The sequence below is a fragment of the Nocardioides donggukensis genome (assembly GCF_014842875.1).
GTDB classification, from domain to species: Bacteria; Actinomycetota; Actinomycetes; order Propionibacteriales; family Nocardioidaceae; genus Nocardioides; species Nocardioides donggukensis.
The window spans coordinates 61,737-83,621 of the sequence record NZ_JACYXZ010000001.1; the positions used below are offsets into that span (position 1 = coordinate 61,737).

Consider the following 21,885-nt stretch of genomic DNA (forward strand, 5'->3'; position numbering starts at 1 on the left):
GTCTCCTGGAGAGGTGGCGAGCGGTGGGCGGGGTGCTCAGGCGAGCAGGTCTCGTGCGGTGCGGAGGGTGTCGAGGAACGCCTCGGCCATGGTGCGTCGACCGGTCGGGTCGTCGAGCACCTCGTCGAGGGCGAGGTCGTACAGCGAGGCGAGCAGCGTGACCAGCAGTCGCGCGCGGGACTGCCCGAACTCGGGGCCCTCCCGGTCGAGGATCACGCTGGTGAACTCGGTGACCGCCGCCTCGAAGCGCTCGTGCACGGCGAGGATCAGCCGGGGTGTGGAGCGGACGACGCGTCGGGCGGTGTCGGCCTCGTCGCGGGTGAGCTCGTCCCCGGCGAAGAGCTCCGCGACGACGACCTCGATGTCGTCGAGCAGGGTGCCGTGCGGACCCCCGGCCCGGAACCGCTCCAGGAGCGCGGGCTCGATGACCGGCTCCCGGCCGAGGACCGCGTCGACCTTGCTGGGGAAGTAGTTGAACAGCGTCCGGCGGGAGACCCCGGCCGCGTCGGCCAGGTCCTCCATCGTGAAGCCGTCGAGCCCGTGTGCGTCGGTCAGCCCCAGCGCGCACACGTTGATGCGGTGCGCGGTGGTCACCTTCCGACCCTCGAGGGTGTTTGCACTCTGACTCATGGAGTGCAGTCTTGCACTCTGTTGGCAAGAGTGCAAAGTCGTGGGGCTGTGATCTGGACCTCAGGACGGGCTCGGGCGGCGGTCCGGACGCCCTAGGGTGGTCGGCATGACGGTGCGCTGGGGGATCGCGGGGACTGGGGGGATCGCCGAGGCGATGGCGGCCGACCTGGCCCGGGTGTCGGACGCCGAGCTCGTGGCGATCGGCTCCCGGCGACCCGAGACCGCGCGTGCCTTCGCGGAGGCTGTCGGGCGCGACGGGCTCCAGGGGACCCACGGGGAGGCCCGGGCCCACGACTACGCCGGACTCGTCGCCGACGACGGCGTCGACGCGATCTACGTCGCCACCCCGCACCCGCAGCACCGCGACCTGGCGCTGGCCTGCCTGCGGGCCGGCCGGGCCGTCCTGGTCGAGAAGGCCTTCACCGCGACGCTGGCCGGCGCCGAGGAGGTGGTGCGGACCGCACGCGAGACCGGCACCTTCTGCATGGAGGCGATGTGGACCCGGTTCGTGCCCGCCGTGGTCCGGGCGCGGCAGCTGGTCGCCGACGGGGCGATCGGCACGGTCCGCACCGTCCAGGCCGACCTCGGCGCCTACCGCACCTACGACCCCACGAGCCGGCTGTTCGACCCCGCGCTCGGCGGGGGCGCCACCCTCGATCTCGGCGTGTACGTCGTCTCGATCGCGCAACACTTCCTCGGCGACCCGGACCGGGTCCACGCCGCGGGAACGACGTACCCGAACGGGACCGACGCCTCGGTCGGCATCCTGCTCGGGTACGACGACGGCCGGTCGGCCACGCTGACCTGCAGCCTGGAGGCCGCCTCGCCGGCCCGGGCCGTGCTGCTCGGGGATGCCGGCTCGATCGAGCTGATGCCCCGCTTCCACCACCCCGAGCGGCTCGTGCTGCGGCGCAACGGGCACCCGCCGGAGGAGATCCGCGAGCCGGTGCGCGGCGCCGGCTACCTGCACGAGGTCGAGGAGGTGCACCGGTGCCTGGCCGGTGGGCTGGCCGAGAGCGAGGTGATGCCGCTGCGCGACACCCTGGGCGTGCAGCGGGTGCTCCAGGAGGTGCTCGACCAGCTCGGCTGTCCGGTTGCCGAGGGCGCGGTCCCCGGGCTCTGAGCCCGGCTCGGTCGCCCCGGCTGCTACTTGTCCGTAGGGGCCCGGAGGCGGGAGGCTGAGCCCATGCCCGCCACCGCGTCGTCGTACTCGATCACCATGCGGCTCCACACCGCTCCCGACCACGGCGTCGTCGGGACCGTCGCGACCGGCATCGCCGCCGCCGGGGGAGTGGTCACCGCGATCGACGTCACCGACTCCAAGCACGACCTCCTCGTCGTCGACGTCACCTGCTCGGCCGCCGACGAGGCGCACGCCAAGGAGCTCGTGGCGGTGGTCGAGCAGATCGCCGGGGTCGAGGTGCACAAGGTCTCCGACCGGACGTTCCTGCTGCACATCGGCGGCAAGATCGAGGTCTCCTCGAAGGTGCCGCTCAAGACCCGTGACGACCTGTCGCTCGCCTACACCCCCGGCGTGGGCCGGGTCTCGGCGGCGCTGGCCGCGAACCCCGAGGACGTGCCCCGGCTGACGATCAAGGGGAACTCGGTGGCGGTCGTCACCGACGGCTCCGCCGTGCTCGGCCTGGGCAACATCGGCCCCGGCGCCGCGCTCCCGGTGATGGAGGGCAAGGCGGCGCTGTTCAAGAAGTTCGCCGGGATCGACGCCTGGCCGATCTGCCTGGCCAGCCAGGACACCGACGAGATCGTCAAGGCCGTCGAGATGATCGCCCCCGGCTTCGGTGGCATCAACCTCGAGGACATCGCGGCCCCTCGGTGCTTCGAGATCGAGGCGCGGCTGCGCGAGAGCCTGGACATCCCGGTCTTCCACGACGACCAGCACGGCACGGCGATCGTGGTGCTGGCGGCGCTGACGAACGCGCTGCGCTGGGTCGGCAAGGAGCTCGCGGACGTCCGGATCGTCGTCGCCGGCGCCGGCGCCGCCGGCTCCGCGATCGTCACGCTGCTGCTGGCCGGCGGAGCGCGCGACGTGGTGGTCAGCGACCGGGACGGCACCCTCTCCGCCGACGACGACTCGCTCTCACCCGCCCACGCCGACCTTGCGAGCCGCACCAACCCGCGCCGGGTCCGCGGCAGCCTCCAGGAGGCCCTGGTCGACGCCGACGTGTTCGTCGGCGTCTCCGCCCCCGGCATCCTCGACCCGGCCTGGATCGCCACGATGGCCGACCAGGCGGTGGTGTTCGCGCTCGCCAACCCCGACCCCGAGGTGGACCCGGCCGCGGCCGCCGAGCACGCCGCCGTCGTCGCCTCCGGCCGGTCGGACTACCCGAACCAGATCAACAACGTGCTCGCCTTCCCCGGTGTCTTCCGGGGGCTGCTCGACGCCCGGGCCCACGAGGTGACCCTCGACATGCTGCTCCGCGCGGCCGAGGCGATCGCGCACGTCGTCACCGACCAGGAGCTCAACGCCTCATTCATCATCCCGAGCGTCTTCCACCCCGACGTCCCGAAGGCCGTCGCCTCGGCGATCAGCGGCAAGCCGCGCGACTGACCCCGGCCCGCGGCGTACGTGGGCGACCCCGACCCCGGCCCGTCCCCGACCTGGACCTGTCATTCGGCCGCAATTGCGGGCGTGTGACATGTTTTCTGGCCGAAACACTGTCATTCGGCCGCAATTGCGGCTCTTGGACCAGCAGACGGCGTGGCCCTTGGGTCAGCACAACGGCGCGGCACACCGACCAGCACACCGACCAGCGCACCGGCCAGCACCCCCGGCACCCCGGCTCAGAGGTCCCGGTGGACCTCGTCGATGGTGGGGGAGTTCCGGCTCAGGTGGAGGATCGCGAACGCCAGCCCGCCCCAGATCACGACCATGGCCACGAGCATCATCACGATGGCGGCACCGCTCATGTCAGCGCACCTCCTCTCCGGTCGAGCCGCTGCGGTCGATCCCGTCGACCTCCAGCGAGGTCTCCGGCCGCCACGGGACGCGCGCGGCGAGGAAGCCGAAGACGATGACGGCCACGGCCGCGCCCCAGCCGAACGTGAACAGCATCCACGTCGGATAGCCCTCGTACGGCTCCTCGACGGCGCCGACGAGCTCCTGGACCAGGATCCAGGTCAGGGCGACCGGGACCAGCACCGCGAGCAGCAGTCGCCACCAGGCGCCGATCGGCACCGAGCCGTCGGCGTTCAGGTGCGCGGCGAGCGCGGGCAGCGCCCGGACCCCCCAGGCCAGCACCAGCATGCTGACCACGGCGACCAGCAGGATGCCGAACTTGTTGATGAAGTTGTCCAGGATGTCGAGCACGTAGACGCCGCTGGTGGTGCTGAAGAGCACCAGGCTGATCACGGCGGCCGGCACGGAGACCACCAGCGAAGCAGCGACCCGCGACAGCTCGAACTTGTCGCGGACCGCGGAGATCACGACCTCGATCACGCTGACCAGTGAGGTCACCCCCGCCAGCACCAGCGAGCCGAAGAAGAGGACGCCGATGAGGGCGCCGGCCGGCGCCTCGCTGATGATCGCCGGGAAGGCGACGAACGCCAGGCCCAGGCCCTCCCCGGCCACCTCGTCGACGGCGATGCCGTTGGCCTGGGCCATGAAGCCGAGGGCGGCGAAGACGCCGATGCCGGCGAGCAGCTCGAAGCCCGAGTTGGACAGGCCCACCACCAGCCCGGAGCCGGTCATGTCGGTGCGCCGGCCGACGTAGGAGGAGTAGGTGATCATGATCCCGAAGCCGATCGACAGCGAGAAGAATATCTGCCCGTAGGCCGCCGCCCACACCCCGGTGTCGGCGAGCGCCGACCAGTCCGGGGCGAAGAGCGCGTCCAGGCCGGTGCCGGCTCCGTCGAGGAACAGCGCCCGGACCACGAGCGCCAGGAACGTCAGGACCAGCACCGGGATGAAGACCATCGCGGTGGCGCCGATGCCCTTCTGCACGCCGAGGGCCATGATCGCGATGACGGCGAGCCAGACGACGGCGAGCGGGATCACCACGCCGGCCACGACGTCCAGGGTGACGCCCGGGTCGCCCGCCTGCAGGAAGTCCGCGAACAGGAAGGTCGCCGGGTCGTCGCCCCAGGCCTTGTCGACGGAGAAGAACGTGTAGCGCACCGCCCACGCGATCACGGCCGCGTAGTAGACGGCGATCAGGAAGCAGATGCCCACCTGCCACCAGCCCAGTCCCTCGGTACGCCGGTCGGTGCGGGCGAAGGCCAGCGGCGCGGAGCCGCGGGTCCGGTGCCCCAAGGCGTAGTCGAGGAAGAGGAACGGGATCCCCGCGGTGAGCAGCGCCACGAGGTAGGGCAGCATGAACGCGCCGCCGCCGTTCTCGTAGGCCACGTAGGGGAAGCGCCAGATGTTGCCCAGCCCGACGGCCGAGCCGATCGCGGCCAGGATGAACACCCGCCGCGAGGTGAACGCCCCCCGACGGGCCTCGTCAGTGGCCTGTGTCCCTGCACTCATGTCGCTCTCGCCTCCCGGTACGTCGCGCCGCCGGATCCCGGAACCGGACCAGCCGATCCAGCATGCCGGAGATCACGTGACCGGCGCCACTCGGGGCGGAGGACACCCGGGAACGGGTCGGCCGGTGCGCCCCGCAGGACGCACCGGCCGATCGATCACGCCGGCCACCAGGGCCGGGTCAGACGCCCCGTCAGGGGGTGAAGGTGCCCTCCGGACCGGCCGGCTCCGGCAGCTCCGAGCCACCGGGCACGTCCTTGCCCTTCACGCCGTTCACCGACTCCGTGGAGTAGGAGAACGCCAGCTGCGCGAAGGCGATCACGTCGCTGTTCACGTCGAGCGCGTCGAGGTTGACGTTGTCGATCGTGTCGCAGGCGGAGTGGTAGCAGGGGTCGAACTGGTCCCCGGCGGTGCCACCCCAGATGGCTGCCTGCTCCTCGGTCTTGATCACCTCGGCGCCGGTGAACAGGCCACCGGCCGGGATCCCGGCCTCGATGAACGCCTGGTAGTCGCTGCGACCGGAGAACTGCGCGTCGTCGTACGGCTCACCCACCGAGGTGTAGAAGCGCTCGAAGAGGTTCTCGATCGCCTCCGAGCCCTCGGGGATCGGCACGCCGGCCGGTGCCGGGAACGTCGACTCGTTGGCGTCGTAGACCATCTGGACGTGGTTGGGCGAGCCGACCATGTCGTAGTTGAGGTACAGCGCGATGTTGTCCTTCTCGGCGTCCGAGAGGCCGTCGACGTAGGCCTGCGAGCCGAGCAGCCCGGCCTCCTCGGCGCCCCACCAGGCGAACCGGATCGTGTTGACCGGCTTCACCTTGGACATCTGCTGGGCGGTCTCGAGCAGCGCCGCGGAGCCGGAGCCGTTGTCGTTGATGCCGGGCCCGGACTCGACGCTGTCGAGGTGGGCGCCGCTCATCACGATGTTGTCGGGGTTCGTCTTGCCCTGCTTCTCGGCGATCACGTTGTGGACCGTCCGGGTCTCGCTGGGCAGCACCCGGACCCGGGCGGTGGACCCTGCCTGCGAGAGCGCCACGCCGTCGGCGAAGCTGGCACCGACCACGGGGATGTTCACGTCCGCGTCGCCCAGCGTGCCCACGATCAGGCCCTCGCGCGTCGGGTCGTTGCCCTGGTTGAAGATGACCACGGCCTCGGCGCCGGCGGCCTCGGCGTTGAGCGCCTTGACGGCGAACGCGCAGGTGCCGCGCTGGATCAGCGCGATGTCGTTGGGCCCGCTGAAGTCGAGGCCGTTGAAGTCCGCCGCCTCGCAGCCGGAGTCGCTCGCCCGCGGCGGGTCGAGCGCCAGGTCGACGCCGATCACGCCACCGGTCACGTCGCCGTCACCCGACCCGGTGTAGGTCCCGGTCTCGTAGTCGGCGGACACCGGGGTCAGCTGACGCAGCAGCGCCGGGAAGACGAAGTCGAACTCGAACGGGTCGAGGGTGACGTCGTAGCCGGCCTTGCGCATCGTGTCGGCGACGTAGGCGACGCTGTCGGCGTACCCCTTGGTGCCGGAGACCCGCGAGCCCGGGTAGAACTCGTCGTCGTTGGCGTCGGCGATGTCCTGGAAGGCCTGCTGGTGCTCACGGACCCCGTCCAGGGTCACGCACTCGAGCAGCTTGGGCAGGGTGTTGTTGGTGCGCTGCTCGCACTTGGGCGCCTTGGCCGGCGCCGCGGTGGCGGTCGCCGCACCCACCGCGGGCAGCCCCGCCAGTGCGACGACGAGCCCGGCGAGCAGCGCCGGTGCTGGGCGCGCGAGGCGCCTGGAGGACGGGGTACGGCTGGACATCGTGTGGTGCTCCTTGTCGACCGGAACGGATTGCGAACGGTCGGGTACGGCGTCCGCCCCGCACCAGGTCAGCCGGGCCGGCTGTCGCTCCCACCACCGGACATACAAGCCCCGGGGGACGGCCGGGTCAATACCCCCAGGGTCGAAGACCGCCCCGATCCCGGGGTCGGTGCCACGCCGGCGTCGCGGCGCCGGAGGCGGCGCGAGCGGTGCCCCGGCGGGGCGGAAAATCAGGCGCCCTCCGGGCCCTCGACCTGCGACGCTGACCGCGTGCCGACCCTGCTGACGATGCCCCAGCACCTGGACGGACTCCGGGCCGCGACGGTCGCGCTGGCCCGGTACGCCGACCGGGCCGGGCTGGGTGCGCCGGTGCCCACGACGCCGGACTGGACGGTGCGGCGACTGCTCGCCCATCAGGGGATGGTGCACCGGTGGGCGACCCGGATCCTGCGCGGTGAGCCGGCCGCTCCGGACGCGTTCGGGGCCGAGGGCCTGGCGGCGCCGGACCCGGTCGAGTGGCTGCGCGAGGGTGCCGTCGACCTGGCCGCAGCCCTGCACGAGGCGCCGGACGATCTCGACGTCGTGGTGTTCCTGGCGGACGCACCGGCGCCGGTCTGCTTCTGGGCCCGGCGCCAGTGTCACGAGACCACCGTGCACGCGGTCGACGCGCTGTCGGCCGTGCTCGGTCGGCTGCCTCGGGCCGCGGACATCGAGATCGGTGATGAGCTGGCACTGGACGGCATCGACGAGCTGCTGTGTGGCTTCCTGACCCGCCCGCGGTCCCGGTTGCGGGCCGAGGAGCCGATGACGATCGAGGTCCGACCGGACGGGTCGGGCCGGACCTGGCGGGTCGAGGTCGGCCCCGGCCCCGCGGTGACCCGCTGCGGGCCGCCGGACGGGGTCGACGACCGGCGGCGCGCCGGGGCGGACGTCGTCCTGCGCGGGACTCCCGTGGCGCTCTACCTGTCGCTGTGGAACCGCTCCGACGAGGTCGACGTGTCACAAGGCTGGCGGGACGCCTCGGCGATCACCTGGGACTGAGCGCCCGGGGCCGCCCAGGGCCGCCCGGGCCGCCGGGGCCGCCCGCACCCGCCCGGCACCCGCCCGACGGGCGGACCCGGCATCCGCCCGACTGGCGGCCCCGGACCGGACGACGGCGAGGATTGAAGGCGCGCGTGGCTGGGTACCGTCCCTCGGCCTGGACCACCCACCACAGGAGGCCCGCGATGTTCTCGCGCAAGCGCACCACCACCACCGACGACACCGTCGGCACGCACGCCGACCCGGAGGCACGCGCGGCGACGGACCGCGAGATGGCCAAGGACAAGTACGGCGGGGTGAACCTCGGCGCCGCCTTCTTCGGCTGGCTGGTCGCCATCGGGATGACGATCCTGCTCACCGGGATCATCGGCGCCCTGGCCGCGGCCGTCAGCAGCGAGGCCAACGTGACCCTCTCCGACGCCGACCTCGACTCCGGCACGATCGGGCTGGTGGCCGGGATCGTGCTCCTGGTCGTGCTCGCCCTGGCCTACTACGCCGGCGGCTACGTCGCCGGCCGGATGTCGCGCTTCGACGGGGCCCGCCAGGGCGTCGCGGTCTGGCTGCTCGGGCTGGTGATCACGGTGGTCGCCGCGGTCCTGGGCGCCGTCGCCGGCGACCAGTACAACGTGCTCGACCGGGTCGACCTGCCGAACATCCCGCTGCCCCGGCAGGACGTGACCACGGCCGGCATCATCACCGGCGTGATCGTGCTCGTGGTCACCGCGCTGGCCGCGGCCGCGGGCGGCAAGGTCGGGCGCAACTACCACCGCAAGGTGGACGCCGCCCACTACGGCTGAGCAACACGCAGGAATTTACAAAGCGCGACCTCTTGTCAATGCGGTTTACAAACCCTATGGTTCTGTAAACCGCGTTGACGCGAGGAGGTCCACCGATGGACGGCACACCCCAGCACCCCCCGGCCGGCACCGTTCCGCACGGCTCGACCGAGCAGTGGCGGGACCGGAAGCGCTACCTCTGGCTGATCGGCCTGGTCGTACCGTCCCTGTCGTTCGTCGCGGTCGGGGCCTGGTGGCTCACCGGCTGGGGCGGCTGGTTCTGGATCGGCCCGGTCGTGATCCTCGGTGTCGTCCCGGTGATCGACCTGCTGACCGGGCTGGACCGCTCCAACCCGCCCGACGACGTCATCGAGGCGCTCGAGGAGGACCGGTACTACCGGTGGATCACCTACCTCTTCCTGCCCATCCAGTACGCCGGCTTCGTCGGCGCGTTCTGGCTGATTGCCGGCCCCGAGCTGTCCACCCTCGAGAAGCTCGGTCTCGCGGTGTCGATCGGCTGCATCGGCGGCATCGGCATCAACACCGCCCACGAGCTCGGCCACAAGAAGGAGAGCCACGAGCGCTGGCTCTCGAAGATCGCCCTGGCCCAGGTCTTCTACGGCCACTTCTACATCGAGCACAACCGCGGCCACCACGTCCGGGTCGCCACCCCGGAGGACCCGGCCAGCAGCCGGATGGGCGAGAGCTTCTACCGGTTCTGGCCGCGCACGGTGGGCGGCTCGCTGAGGAGCGCCTGGCGCCTGGAGCGCAAGCGGTACGCCCGCAAGCGGCAGCACCCCTTCCGGATCGGCAACGACGTGCTCAACGCGTGGGCCATGAGCCTGGTGCTCTGGGGGGCGCTGGTGGCCTGGCTCGGCGTGCAGATCGTGCCCTTCCTGCTCGTCCAGGCGGTGATCGGCTTCTCGCTCCTCGAGGTGGTCAACTACATGGAGCACTACGGGATGCTCCGGCAGAAGGTCGGCCCCGAGGGTCGGCGGCGCTACGAGCGGGTCGCCCCCAGCCACAGCTGGAACTCCAACAACGTCGCGACCAACGTGCTGCTCTACCACCTGCAGCGGCACAGCGACCACCACGCGAACCCCACCCGCCGCTACCAGACCCTGCGCGACTTCGAGGAGTCCCCGGTCCTGCCGACCGGGTACGCCGGGATGATCGTCCTGGCCCTGGTCCCACCGCTCTGGCGCCGGGTGATGGACCCGCGCGTGGTCGCGCACTTCGACGGCGACCTGACGCTGGCCAACCTCTGTCCCCGCAAGCGCGACGGCCTGCTCGCGGCGTACGGCGCCCCCGCCCCGCGCTCCGAGCGCACCGACCCCGGGCGCCCCGGGACCGGCGGGCCGGCCGTGGACCCGGACGAGGTGCTGGCGGCGCGCTGCCCCGGGTGCGGCTACACCTACGACGTCGCCGCCGGCGACGAGCACGAGGGCTTCGCGGCCGGCACCGCCTGGGCCGACGTCCCCGCGGACTGGTGCTGCCCTGACTGCGGGGTGCGGGAGAAGAGCGACTTCGTCGCGGTCTCCGTGGAGCCGGTCGGGGGGCGGTCGGCATGAGGATCCACGTGGACCGCGACACCTGCGAGGGCCTGGGCATGTGCGAGTCGATGGCGCACGAGTTCTTCGAGGTCGACGACGACGACGTCATGCACGTCCTCGACGAGCAGCCCGGCGAGGAGCACCGCCCGCAGGTCGCGGCGGCCGTCAGCTCCTGCCCGGTGCTGGCCCTGACGCTGGAGGGCTGAGCGCCGGGCGAGGACCGGGTGGGGGGCTGTTCCTAGACTGGCGGCATGCCCCCTCCCACCGGCTCGGTCGTCCTGCCCCTGCGGGAGCGGATCGTGGTCGCCGCCTCGACCCTCACCACGACCGAGGGCTGGTCGGCGGTGACCATGGCCCGGCTGGCCGACGAGGTCGGGGTCAGCCGGCAGACCGTCTACAACGAGATCGGCGGCAAGCCGGCCCTCGCCGAGGCGATGACCCTGCACGAGCTGGACCGCTTCCTCACCGTGGTCCGCGGCGCCTTCGACACCCACGCCGACGACGTGGTGGAGGCGATCCGGGCCGCCTCCCGCGCCTGCCTGGAGCGGGCCCAGGACAACCGGCTGCTGCATGCGGTCGTCTCCGCCACCCACGGCGCCGACACCGAGCTGCTGCCCCTGCTGACCACGCACGCGGAGTCGCTCCTCGCGGTGGCCAAGGAGGTGATCGCCGAGCGGCTGCGGCCCTTCGACCTCGGCCTCGACGGCCGGCAGCTCGACGCCGCCATCGACATGGTCGTGCGAGTCGTGCTCAGCCACGTCATGCAGCCCTCGGCCACGCCCGCGCAGACGGCCGACGACATCGCCTGGATCGCCGCCCGGGTCCTGCGCCGCTGACCGGGTCCGCCGCGGAGCCCCGGCGTACGATGAGGGTCCGGAGTGGGGGAGGGCGGATGGCTGCACGGGTACGGCGGGTGCCGGCCGTCGTCGCCTGCTGCCTCCTGCTGGTCGGCACCGCCTGCGCACCCTCGGGACCAGGCTCCGGACCAGGCTCCGACGCGGACCCGGATCCGGTCTCGGCGGGCGAGGCCCGACCAGGGACCGAGCCCTCGTCGGCGGACCCGAGCGGCGCCGCGGACGACGGTGAGAGCCCTCCCGTCGCCGAGCCGGACCTCGCCGTGGATCCACCGCCCCCGCTCGAGGAGTCCCTGCTCCCCGCCGACCTGCTGGTCTACAGCCAGGAGGAGATCCCACCTCGCACGCTGCGCCGGATCGCCTCCCTCGACGGCGTGGAGGGCACCACCACGATGGCGATGGCCCAGGTCCCCGTGGAGAACCGGCTGCTCGTGCTGGCGGCGGTCGACCCTGCGTCGTACCGGCGGTTCACCCCGCCCAACAGCGCCCAGAACGAGGAGATCTGGCAGCGCGTGGCCGGGGGTGAGCTGGCGATCCCGCCGAGGCTCGGCAAGCGGCTGCAGGACGAGGACGCCTTCGTGGGGCTCGGCAACGAGAAGGACGCGCCGCGCGTGCACATCGGCGCGTACGCCGACCAGGCGCTGCAGGTCGACGCCGTCGTCAACGAGAAGTGGGGCGAGGAGCTCGGCATGACCCCGGGCAACGCGCTGCTGATCTCCACCGGGCCGGTCGCGCCGCAGTCGCTGCGCAGTCCGGTGGAGCGGATCGTCGGCGCCGCCGCCTCGGTGCAGAACCTCGACGCCGTCGCCCGCTACGGCCTCGACCTCGACGCGAAGCAGACCGCGTTCCTCACCGGCGGCTCGGTCTCCCAGGCGGTCGGGTCGTTCTCCTACCGGGCACTGGGCGGCGGTCGGATCGCGCCCGACCCGGCCTGGGTGGCGGCCAACATCCGCACCGAGCGGGTGCCGATCCTCGGGTCGGTCACCTGCCACCGGGCGGTCCTGCCGCAGCTGCGCTCGGCCCTGTCCGAGGTGGTCGAGCGGGGGCTCGCCGACACGATCAACCCCGGCGAGTACGCCGGCTGCTACTACCCGCGGTTCATCGCCGGCAGCACCAAGCTCTCGCTGCACTCGTTCGGGATCGCGCTCGACCTCAACACCCCCGGCAACCAGCGGGGCACCGTCGGCGAGATGGACCGCACCGTGGTCTCGATCTTCAAGAGCTGGGGCTTCGCGTGGGGCGGGGACTGGAACTACACCGACCCCATGCACTTCGAGATGAACGCGATCGTCGAGCCGCGCTAGGTCCTCAGCGGGCGGCGGCGTCCTCAGCGGGCGGCGGCAGGAGCCGTCCGGTGCCGCAGCTCCGCGGCCGTCATCGCCATCGTCGTCCTGGCCCTGCGCAGGTCGGCGGAGAGGAAGTAGTGGTCGGCGCCGGGCGTGACGTCGTGGCGCACGTCGACGCCCGCGGCCCGCAGCCGGCCGGCGTACCGGTCGCCCTCCGGCCTGAGCACGTCCCGCTCGGCGGTGAGCACCACCGCCGGCGGCAGCCCGGACAGGTCGGGCGCCAGCAGGGGCGAGGCGTACGGCTCCCGGCGGCGCTCGACGTCGGGGAAGTAGACGCGCCGGACCAGGCCGCGCAGCGCCGGGTCGATCATCCCCGGGGCTCGCGGGTCGATCTCGGCGGCCAGGTCCAGCGCGGGAACGCCGAGGATCTGCAGCCGCGGGGCGAAGGAACCGGCATCGCGCGCCTGGAGACACACGGAGGCGGCCAGGCCGCCGCCGGAGCTCAGCCCGCCCACGGCGACCCGGTGGCCGTCGACGCCGAGCCGGCCGCCGTCTCCTGCGACCCACGCGGCGACGTCGTGGCACTGCTCCTGGGCGACCGGGTAGCGGACCTGCGGGCCCACCGAGAAGTCGACGTTGACCACCACGACGCCCGCCTCGGCGGCCAGGTAGCGGCACCAGAAGTCGTCCATCTGCGGGTAGCGCATCAAGAACGCGCCCCCGTGGAAGTGGACGTAGCCCGGCAGGCCCTCGGCCCGGCCGGGTCCGGCGTCGGCCGGCCGGTAGACGTGGACCGGCACCGGGCCGTGCCGGGTCGGTGCCGTCGTCCGTCGTGGTGCCGGCAGGTCGTTGCCGGCGAAGCGGAGCTCCTCGCCGTAGCGGACCGTCCACGGCGCGGTCCTCTGCAGCAGCCAGGCGCGGGCGCGGTCCGTGGGCCTCATGCAGGGAGTTCGGCGCGGCGGGCCGGGCAGATGGGCGGGGGGCGGGGCGGGGTGGTTTCGAGATGCTCGCTGGGGCTCGCTCCTCAACCACCGGGGGCGCCGGGGTGGTTTCGAGATGCTCGCTGGGGCTCGCTACTCAACCAGCGGGGGGCCGGGGTGGTTTCGAGACGCTCGCTGGGGCTCGCTCCTCAACCACCGGGTGGGGTGGTTTCGAGACGCTCGCTGGGGCTCGCTCCTCAACCACCGGGGGTGGGACCCACGGCTAGGCTCGCGGCCATGCGCGCAGCCCAGGTCGTCACTCCCAGCGGTCCCTCCCACGTGGTCGTCAACGACGTCCCCGAGCCCACCCCCGGTGCGGACGAGGTGCTGATCGAGGTGCACCGGGTCGGGATCTCCTTCCCGGACCTGCTGCTCAGCCAGGGGCAGTACCAGCTCACCCCCGAGCCGCCGTTCACGCTGGGCGTCGACTTCGCCGGCACCGTGGCCGAGCCCGCCTCCTCCGGCGCGGGCGGCTTCGCCGCGGGTCAGCGGGTGGCCGGGGTCCTGCCGTACGGCGGCGCGGCCGAGCTGGTCGCCTGCCCGGCGGTCTCGGCGTTCCCCCTGCCCGACGCGATGTCGTACGACGAGGGCGCGGCGCTGCCGATGAACTACCTCACCGCCCACTTCGCGCTGGCCGAGCGCGGCGGCCTGCGGGCCGGCGAGACCGTCCTCGTCCACGGTGCCGCGGGCGGAGTCGGCACGGCCACGATCCAGGTCGCGCGGGGCCTCGGGGCCAGGACCATCGCCGTCGTCTCCACCGACGCCAAGGGGGAGGTGGCCGCGGCGGCCGGTGCCGACGAGGTGGTGCTGCTCGACGGGTTCAAGGACACCGTCAAGCGGGTCACCGGCGGGCACGGGGTCGACGTCGTGCTCGACGTCGTCGGCGGCGAGGTGTTCACGGACTCGCTGCGCTGCCTCGCGCCGCAGGGGCGCCTGCTCGTGGTCGGCTTCGCCTCCGGTCAGGGCATCCCGGAGGTGAAGGTGAACCGGCTGCTGCTCAACAACGTCGACGTCCGGGGCGTCGGGTGGGGCGCCTACGCCATGGTCCGGCCCGGCTACATGGTCGAGCAGTGGGACGCCCTGGTGCCGCTGATGGAGAGCGGGGTCATCGCGCCACCGGTCGGCGCGACGTACGACCTGGTGGACTTCGGGCAGGCCCTGCAGGACCTGGCCGACCGCAAGGCGCTCGGGAAGTCTGTCGTCCGGGTCCGCTGAGGCAGGCCCGGGCCAGGCCCGGACCCGGGCCCGGCCGTTGCCCGCGTTCCTGGTGGGGCGTGTGGTGCGGTCGCCTATCCTTCCCGGGTGAGGAACCCGAGGCGCCGGAGCGTGCGCGCGACCGTCGCGCTGCTGGTCGCCGCCCTGGTCCTGGCCGGGTGCTCGGGGCAGGACGGCGACGGCGACCGGGACGGCGACAGGGGCGGGCCCGACGCCGGCAGCGACTGGAGCCCGGCACCCGTGGACCGCGGCGGCCTCACCGTGCTGGCCGAGTCCGACGGCGACGGCTTCCGCCTGCACACCTCCTCGGGCACGAAGACCTTCCTCCCCGGGGTGAACCTGGGCAGCACCACGCCGCTGCACCAGCCCGGCGAGGTCGGCACCATCGAGGCCGAGACCTACCGCCGCTGGCTCGAGGGGATGGCGGAGACCGGCATCCGCGCGGTCCGGGTCTACACCCTGCACCCGCCGGCCTTCTACACCGAGCTCGAGCGCTGGAACGAGGAGCACCCGCAGGCCCCGATCTACCTGGTCCAGGGCGCCTACCTGCCCGACGAGAGCTACGTCGAGGCCGGCCGGACCCTCTACGACCCCGCCGTCGACGAGGCGTTCTCGGCCGAGCTCGCCGACCTCTCCGACGCCGTCCACGGCGACCTGTCCCGCCCCGAGCGCCCCGGCCGGGCCGGCGGCGACTACGACGCCGACGTCTCCCAGTGGGTGGCCGCGTGGATCCTCGGCGTGGAGTGGGAGCCGCCCGCGGTCCTCCGCACCGACCGGGCCGAGGCCGACGCGCCCTACGAGCCCGGCGAGTTCTTCGCCGCCACCGACGACGCCACCGCCACCGAGCGCTGGATCGCGACGCACCTCGACGAGCTCGCGGCGTACGAGGCGGACCGTGGCACCTCGGCGCCGGTCGCCCTCGCCAACTGGCCGACCGCGGACCCGCTCGACCACCCGACCGAGCCGTCGCCGTACGAGGACCTGGTGGGGGTGGACGCGATGCACGTGCTGCCCACCGACGCCTGGCCGGGCGGCACCTTCGCCAGCTTCCACGCCTACCCCTACTACCCCGACTTCCAGCGCGACGAGCCTGGGCTCGACGAGACCACCTGGCAGGGCGAGCCGGACCGGTACGCCGGCTACCTCGCCTCGCTGCAGGAGCACTTCGCCGGCACCATGCCGCTGCTCGTCACCGAGTTCGGTGTCCCCGCCTCGCTCGGCTCGGCGCACCTCGCGCCGGCCGGCCGCGACCAGGGCGACCACACCGAGCAGGAGGCGATGGCGATGAACGCCGACATGCTCCGGATGATGGCCGACCTCGGTGTCGGCGGCGGGTTCGTCTTCGAGTGGACCGACGAGTGGTTCAAGCGCACCTGGAACACGGTGCAGCACCAGGTCGGCGAGCGCCGCCAGCTCTGGCACGACCCGCTCACCAACGAGCAGTACTTCGGGATCGTGGCCACCGACCCCGAGCCGGTGGCGGACGCCGCGACCGAGATCAGCCCCGAGGGCGGCCCGATCGAGTACGCCCTGGTCTGGGCCGACGCCTCCTGGGTGCACCTCGAGGTGACGTTCCGGGACGGCGTACCCCAGACCCTCGACATCGGCGCGGACGTGCTGCCCGGTCCGCAGCGGGAGGACTACCGGGTGCGGATCGACGCCGCGGCCGGCACCGCCCGCGCCGAGGTGCGCCGGGCGCTGGACCCCATCCGCCTCGACACCCTGACCCGGCCCTACCACCCCGAGGCCGGCGAGGACTGGCACCTGTTCCGGCTGCTGACGAACCGCAGCACCACCGGACCGCAGGGCGAGCGGCCGGCGGAGTACCTCGACGTCGGCGACCTGGTCGAGGGCACCTGGGACCCCGAGGACCCCGACTACGACTCGCTGGCCACCTGGCAGGTCCTCGAGGACGACGACCGGGTCGAGGTGCGGGTCCCCTGGTCGATGCTCGGCTTCGCCGACCCCTCGAGCCGGACCGCACTCGGGGAGGGCGATCCGGCCGAGCTCGTCACGGTCGACGGCATCGACTTCGAGGTCGCCGCCGACGGCGTCGGCGAGGCGATCGACTTCACCTGGCCGGAGTGGAACTTCACCGGGTACGTCGAGCGGCGCAAGGCCGGGGCCGACGTACTCGCCGAGGCGTTCCGCGACCTGGCCCCCTGACTCCTCCGGGCGGACGATCGGGCCAGTGCGACAGGTCTGTGTTCCCCCTCACGGGACGCCCCGAGGCACATCGCCGGCGGTGGCCACGAGGGGGGTCGGAGCCGTAGTCTCGTAGGGTTCTTGAACTCGAGACAAGAGAAGGAATCATCGTGAGCACCACGAAGAGTCCACCCCCGCCCACGGACCCGTCCGGACGGTCCGCACCGCCGCCGGGAACCCCGCCCAGCAGTCAGGGGGGACTGTTCTCGAGCGTCGCCCCCGGTGTCTTCTGGCCGGCCTTGGCGATCGTGCTGGTGACCTCCGGTCTGGCGATCGCCTTCCCCGAGGGCACCGGCGAGGCCCTGGCCGCCGTCCAGGGGGACGTGATCGGCGGCTTCGGCTGGTTCTACGTCCTGCTGGTGGCCGGGTTCGTCGGCTTCGCGCTCTGGATGGGCTTCAGCCGGTTCGGTGACATCACGCTCGGCCAGGACGACGAGGAGCCGGAGTTCAGCCTCCCCGCCTGGTTCTCGATGCTCTTCGCCGCGGGCATGGGCATCGGCCTGGTCTTCTGGGGGGCCGCCGAGCCGCTGACGTTCTTCACCAACCCCAAGCCGGGCGTCGAGGGCGACTCGGGCGAGCTGGCGCAGTCCGCGATGGCCCAGGTCTTCCTGCACTGGGGCTTCCACGCCTGGGCGATCTACGTCGTCGTCGGGCTCGGGCTCGCCTACGCCATCCACCGCAAGGGCCGCCCGATCTCGATCCGTTGGGCGCTCGAGCCGCTGCTCGGCGAGGAGCGGGTCCGCGGTCGGTTCGGCGACGTCATCGACGTCGTCGCGATCGTCGGCACGGTGGCCGGTGTCGCCACCTCGCTGGGCCTCGGCGTCCAGCAGATCTCGGCCGGACTGGTCAGCGTCGGCGTCTTCGACGAGGCCGGGAAGCCGCTCATGGTGGGGCTGATCATCGCCATCACCATGCTCGCCATCGTCTCGGTGGTCTCGGGCGTCGGCCGCGGCATCAAGTGGCTCTCCAACGCCAACCTGGTGCTGGCCGGAGTGTTCCTGGTGGCCCTGCTGCTGCTCGGTCCGACCCTGTTCGTGATGCGCGAGTTCGTGCAGAGCCTGGGCGTCTACCTCAGCGAGGTGCTGTCGCTGACGTTCGACACCAGCGCCTACACCGGCGAGGACGGCCAGGCCTGGCAGGCCGCGTGGACCACATTCTACTGGGGCTGGTGGATGTCCTGGGCGCCGTTCGTCGGTGTCTTCATCGCCCGGATCTCCCGTGGCCGCACCGTGCGCGAGTTCGTGGCCGGCGTGCTCCTCGTGCCGACGTTCGTGACCTTCCTGTGGTTCGCGGTGCTGGGCGGCACGGCCATCTACACCCAGATGCAGGAGGGCCAGACGCTGCTCGAGGAGGACGGCAGCATCGTGAGCGAGAACGTGCTCTTCAACCTGCTGGAGGGCCTGCCCCTGGGCGGCCTGCTGTCGGGGATCACGATCATCCTGGTGACGATCTTCTTCGTCACCTCCTCCGACTCCGGGTCGCTGGTCGTCGACATGCTCGCCTCCGGCGGCGACGCCGACCCGCCGAAGTGGAGCCGCATCCTGTGGGCCTCCATGGAGGGGCTCGTGGCCATCGGCCTGATGCTGGCCGGCGGTCTGATCGCGCTGCAGACCGGGGCGATCCTCACCGCGCTGCCGTTCAGCCTGGTGATGATCGGCATCTGCCTGGCGACGTACCGAGCGCTCAAGGCCGAGCACCGGCTGCTGCTGCGGGCCGAGAGCCGGCAGCGCCGCGAGGAGCTGACCCGTGAGGTGGGCGACGAGCTGACGGACAACTTCGACGACCACTTCGCCGAGCCCGTCGAGCGCACGGTCGTCGACGTCCTCGAGCGCACCGAGAGGCGCGGCCGCAAGCGCAAGCCGTAGGTGGGACCGGGCCGACCACGGAGTCGGCCCGGCCACCTCCCGCGCGGGCCCCACCGGCAGGACCGGTGGGGCCCCGCGTGCGTCCTGGCCCGGGTGCCTGTCCCGGGTGCCTGGCCCGGTGGGTGTCCCGGCGATTGGCCGGGTGGGTGGCCGGTGAGCGGTCGGCGGAGTGCGGACGGCTCGGTGGGTGGCACGGGTTAGGGTCGTTCTCCGTGAGCACTCTCGACGACGCCCGACCCGGCATGAACCCCGACATCCGTCCCCAGGACGACCTCTTCGGTCACGTCAACGGCACCTGGCTGGAGGAGACCGAGATCCCCGGCGACCGCTCCAGCTGGGGGCCGTTCGTGCAGCTCGCCGACACCGCCGAGGAGCAGGTCCGGGAGATCATCCTCGACCTCGCCGAGCGGGTCCGCGCGGCCGGACCCGGTGCCGAGCTGGACGAGAACGCCCGCCGCATCGGCGACCTGTACGCCTCCTTCATGGACACCGACGAGATCGACCGGCGCGGCCTGGCGCCGGTGCAGCCGCTGATCCAGGCCGTCGAGGGTCTGCGCGACGTCCGCGACCTGGCGGCGTTCCTGGGCGAGTTCGAGCGGGTCGGCGGGGCGGGCCTGTTCGGGTCCTACATCGCCACCGACGACAAGTTCTCCGACCGGTACCTCGTCCACCTCACCCAGGGAGGGCTCGGGCTGCCGGACGAGTCCTACTACCGCGAGGACAAGTTCGCCGAGACCCGCGAGAAGTACGTCGGCTACCTCAGCCGCCTGCTCGCCCTGGCCGACCACCCGAGCCCCGACGAGGCGGCCGCCACTGTGCTGGCCGTCGACACCCGGCTGGCCGCCGGCCACTGGGAGCGGGCCGAGACCCGCGACGTCCAGAAGACCTACAACCTGACCACCTTCGAGGAGCTCCTCGCACTCGCTCCGGAGTTCGACTGGCACGCCTACGTGCGCAACCTCGGTGGCTCCGACGAGACCCTCTTCGAGACCTGCGTCCGGCAGCCGTCGTACTTCGCGCACCTCTCGACGGTCCTCGGCGAGGTGCCCATCGAGCAGTGGCGGGACTGGATGCTGACCCGGGTGCTGCGCTCGGCGGCGCCGTACCTCACCGACGAGTTCGTCGAGACCAACTTCGACTTCTACGGCCGCACCCTCAACGGGACGCCCGAGCTGCGGGCCCGCTGGAAGCGCGCGGTGGCCTTCGTGGAGGGCGCCGTCGGCGAGGCGGTCGGCGAGGAGTACGTCGCCCGGCACTTCCCGCCGGAGTCGAAGGCGATGATGGACGAGCTCGTGGCCAACCTGCTCGAGGCCTACCGGCAGTCGATCGCCGACCTGGACTGGATGACCGAGGCCACCAAGCAGAAGGCATACGAGAAGCTCGCGACCTTCCGGCCGAAGATCGCCTACCCGGACACGTTCCGCGACTACTCGGCGCTCCGGGTGACCGCGGACAGCCTCATGGGCAACGTCGCGGCGGCCGCCTCGTTCGAGACCGACCGGCAGCTGGCGAAGATCGGGTCGCCGGTGGACCGCGACGAGTGGTTCATGCTGCCGCAGACCGTCAACGCCTACTACAACCCGGGCACCAACGAGATCTGCTTCCCCGCGGGCATCCTGCAGAAGCCGTTCTTCAGCCCCGACGCCCACCCGGCGGAGAACTACGGCGGCATCGGCTCGGTCATCGGGCACGAGATCGGGCACGGGTTCGACGACCAGGGGGCGCAGTACGACGGCCACGGCAACCTCAACGACTGGTGGACCCCGGACGACAAGGCGGCCTTCGAGGTGAAGTCGAAGGCGCTGGTCGCCCAGTACGACGGCTTCTCGCCGCGCGCGCTGCCCGGGGAGCACGTCAACGGCTCGCTCACCGTCGGCGAGAACATCGGCGACCTCGGCGGCCTGACGATCGGGCACACGGCGTACCGGATCTCGCTGGGCGGTGCCCCGCTGTCGGAGGAGGACTCCCGGCGGGTCTTCCTCAGCTGGGCCTACTGCTGGCGCACCAAGCGTCGCGTCGAGCAGGAGCGGCAGTACCTCACCATCGACCCGCACTCGCCGCCGGAGTTCCGGGCGAACATCGTCCGCAACCTCGACGAGTTCCACACCGCCTTCGGCACCGCGGAGGGCGACGGCCTCTGGCTCGACCCCGCCGACCGGGTCCGCATCTGGTGACCCCCCGACCCGTCGCTTGTGTCGGCCCTGCACGCGCCGACCCGTCGCTTGTGTCGGGCGTGCACGCGCCGACCCGTCGCTTGTGTCGGGCCCGCGCACGCCGACCCGTCGCTTGTGTCGGGTCTGAGAGCCGCGACCCGTCGTGAGTGTCAGCGGGCAACGGGATGCCGGTGTCCGGTTCGCCTGGGGAGAGGCGGGCGCGCGGGCGTGCGGCGGCGACCTTGCCGTCGTGGTCGACGTGCTCTCGTTCTCGACCACGCTGACCGTGGCCGTCGAGCGAGGGATCGAGGTGTTCCCCTTCCGGTGGGCCGATGCGCGCGCGGCGGCGTACGCGAGCGAGTGCGGGGCCGTGTTGGCCGTCGGGCGGTCCGAGGCGCGGGATGGCGAGGTCAGCCTGTCGCCGGCGTCGGTCCGGAGGGCGGTCGACGTCGACCGGCTGGTGCTGCCGAGCCCCAACGGCTCCACGATCAGCAGCGCTCTGGCCTCGTCGGGGACGACCGTCCTGGGCGGCTGCCTGCGCAATGCCGCGTCGGTGGCCCGGTCGGTCGCCGACCTGCTGGACGAGGGACGAGGCCCGCTGACCGTGGTGGCCGCAGGCGAACGGTGGCCGGACGACTCGTTGCGGCCGGCCGACGAGGACCTCTGGGGTGCCGGCGCGATCCTGGCGGCCCTCGACGACCGCGGCGTGGGCGGCTTCGCGCAGGAGGCGCGGACGGCCGAGCGCGCGTTCCGTTCCGTCCGGGACGAGCTCGGCCGGGCCCTGGTCGCGTGCGAGAGCGGCGCGGAGCTGATCGGCAAGGGGTACGCCGACGACGTGGCCATCGCCGGCGAGGTCGACTCGTGCGAGGTGGTCCCGATCCTGGAGGGCGAGCGCTTCGTCCCCCGCTGACCCCGGCTGACCCCGGCTGACCCGCGCCGACCCGTCGCCAGTGTCGGCCTCGGACCTGCCGACCCGTCGCTTGTGTCCTGCTCGAACCCGACAGTAACGACGGGTCGGCGGGCTGGGCGCCGACAGTAACGACGGGTCGGCGGGC

18 protein-coding genes are annotated in these 21,885 nt (G+C 72.5%); 13 read left to right on the forward strand and 5 right to left on the reverse strand.

Annotation, left to right across the window (positions count from 1 at the left end; genetic code table 11):
• Positions 1-36 precede the first annotated feature (36 nt).
• The gene (locus tag IE331_RS00295) at positions 37-630 is read right to left on the reverse strand and encodes a TetR/AcrR family transcriptional regulator (protein ID WP_192139392.1); all 594 of its coding nucleotides are present in this window, start codon (positions 628-630) and stop codon (positions 37-39) included.
• 106 nt (positions 631-736) lie between these two features.
• On the opposite strand from IE331_RS00295, the gene IE331_RS00300 reads away from it, so the two are divergent.
• Together IE331_RS00300 and IE331_RS00305 are read left to right on the forward strand one after the other, a co-directional pair.
• Positions 737-1,753 carry a Gfo/Idh/MocA family protein gene (locus IE331_RS00300; protein ID WP_192139394.1) on the forward strand — a complete coding sequence of 339 codons (1,017 nt, stop codon included), beginning with the start codon at positions 737-739 and terminating at the stop codon, positions 1,751-1,753.
• A gap of 63 nt (positions 1,754-1,816) precedes the next feature.
• Positions 1,817-3,199, forward strand: coding sequence for an NAD-dependent malic enzyme (locus IE331_RS00305; RefSeq protein WP_192139396.1), 1,383 nt, complete (start codon positions 1,817-1,819; stop codon positions 3,197-3,199).
• 233 nt (positions 3,200-3,432) lie between these two features.
• On the opposite strand, the gene IE331_RS00310 is transcribed toward IE331_RS00305, so the two are convergent.
• From IE331_RS00310 to IE331_RS00320, 3 genes are all read right to left on the reverse strand, one after another.
• Positions 3,433-3,558: a methionine/alanine import family NSS transporter small subunit gene (locus IE331_RS00310; protein ID WP_192139398.1), complete on the reverse strand. Its 126-nt coding sequence runs from the start codon at positions 3,556-3,558 to the stop codon at positions 3,433-3,435.
• A 1-nt stretch (position 3,559) separates the two neighbouring features.
• Entirely contained in the window at positions 3,560-5,116 is a 1,557-nt protein-coding gene (locus IE331_RS00315; protein WP_192139400.1) for a sodium-dependent transporter, read from the reverse strand.
• A gap of 190 nt (positions 5,117-5,306) precedes the next feature.
• Positions 5,307-6,902, reverse strand: a complete 1,596-nt coding sequence (locus IE331_RS00320) for a M28 family metallopeptidase (RefSeq protein ID WP_192139402.1) — start codon at positions 6,900-6,902, stop codon at positions 5,307-5,309.
• A 270-nt stretch (positions 6,903-7,172) separates the two neighbouring features.
• Between IE331_RS00320 and IE331_RS00325 the strand changes: the two genes are divergently transcribed.
• The 6 genes from IE331_RS00325 to IE331_RS00350 all read left to right on the forward strand — a co-directional run bounded on the left by IE331_RS00325 (position 7,173) and on the right by IE331_RS00350 (position 12,430).
• The gene (locus tag IE331_RS00325) at positions 7,173-7,943 is read left to right on the forward strand and encodes a maleylpyruvate isomerase N-terminal domain-containing protein (protein WP_201930808.1); all 771 of its coding nucleotides are present in this window, start codon (positions 7,173-7,175) and stop codon (positions 7,941-7,943) included.
• A 185-nt stretch (positions 7,944-8,128) separates the two neighbouring features.
• The gene (locus IE331_RS00330; protein WP_192139404.1) at positions 8,129-8,740 is read left to right on the forward strand and encodes a hypothetical protein; all 612 of its coding nucleotides are present in this window, start codon (positions 8,129-8,131) and stop codon (positions 8,738-8,740) included.
• A 95-nt stretch (positions 8,741-8,835) separates the two neighbouring features.
• Positions 8,836-10,290 carry a fatty acid desaturase gene (locus IE331_RS00335; protein WP_192139406.1) on the forward strand — a complete coding sequence of 485 codons (1,455 nt, stop codon included), beginning with the start codon at positions 8,836-8,838 and terminating at the stop codon, positions 10,288-10,290.
• Positions 10,287-10,478 carry a ferredoxin gene (locus tag IE331_RS00340; RefSeq protein WP_192139408.1) on the forward strand — a complete coding sequence of 64 codons (192 nt, stop codon included), beginning with the start codon at positions 10,287-10,289 and terminating at the stop codon, positions 10,476-10,478. Before IE331_RS00335 ends, IE331_RS00340 begins: the two co-directional genes overlap by 4 nt.
• A 45-nt stretch (positions 10,479-10,523) precedes the next feature.
• The gene (locus tag IE331_RS00345) at positions 10,524-11,108 is read left to right on the forward strand and encodes a TetR family transcriptional regulator (protein ID WP_192139410.1); all 585 of its coding nucleotides are present in this window, start codon (positions 10,524-10,526) and stop codon (positions 11,106-11,108) included.
• A 56-nt stretch (positions 11,109-11,164) separates the two neighbouring features.
• Positions 11,165-12,430 carry a M15 family metallopeptidase gene (locus IE331_RS00350; protein WP_192139412.1) on the forward strand — a complete coding sequence of 422 codons (1,266 nt, stop codon included), beginning with the start codon at positions 11,165-11,167 and terminating at the stop codon, positions 12,428-12,430.
• 23 nt (positions 12,431-12,453) lie between these two features.
• Here the strand turns inward: IE331_RS00350 and IE331_RS00355 are convergent, their stop codons facing one another.
• Entirely contained in the window at positions 12,454-13,353 is a 900-nt protein-coding gene (locus IE331_RS00355) for an alpha/beta hydrolase fold domain-containing protein (RefSeq protein ID WP_192139414.1), read from the reverse strand.
• 276 nt (positions 13,354-13,629) lie between these two features.
• Between IE331_RS00355 and IE331_RS00360 the strand changes: the two genes are divergently transcribed.
• From IE331_RS00360 to IE331_RS00380, 5 genes are all read left to right on the forward strand, one after another.
• On the forward strand, positions 13,630-14,607 hold the full coding sequence (locus IE331_RS00360; RefSeq protein ID WP_192139416.1) for an NADPH:quinone oxidoreductase family protein: 978 nt from the start codon (positions 13,630-13,632) through the stop codon (positions 14,605-14,607).
• Positions 14,608-14,718: 111 nt separating this feature from the next.
• Positions 14,719-16,773 (forward strand): hypothetical protein, encoded by a 2,055-nt coding sequence (locus IE331_RS00365; protein WP_192139418.1) that lies wholly within the window; start codon positions 14,719-14,721, stop codon positions 16,771-16,773.
• Between the two features lie 149 nt (positions 16,774-16,922).
• Positions 16,923-18,677, forward strand: a complete 1,755-nt coding sequence (locus IE331_RS00370) for a BCCT family transporter (RefSeq protein WP_201930810.1) — start codon at positions 16,923-16,925, stop codon at positions 18,675-18,677.
• A gap of 212 nt (positions 18,678-18,889) precedes the next feature.
• Positions 18,890-20,851, forward strand: a complete 1,962-nt coding sequence (locus IE331_RS00375; protein WP_318646747.1) for a M13 family metallopeptidase — start codon at positions 18,890-18,892, stop codon at positions 20,849-20,851.
• Positions 20,852-21,080: 229 nt separating this feature from the next.
• Positions 21,081-21,740 carry a 2-phosphosulfolactate phosphatase gene (locus tag IE331_RS00380; RefSeq protein WP_201930812.1) on the forward strand — a complete coding sequence of 220 codons (660 nt, stop codon included), beginning with the start codon at positions 21,081-21,083 and terminating at the stop codon, positions 21,738-21,740.
• The last annotated feature ends 145 nt before the right edge of the window (positions 21,741-21,885 follow it).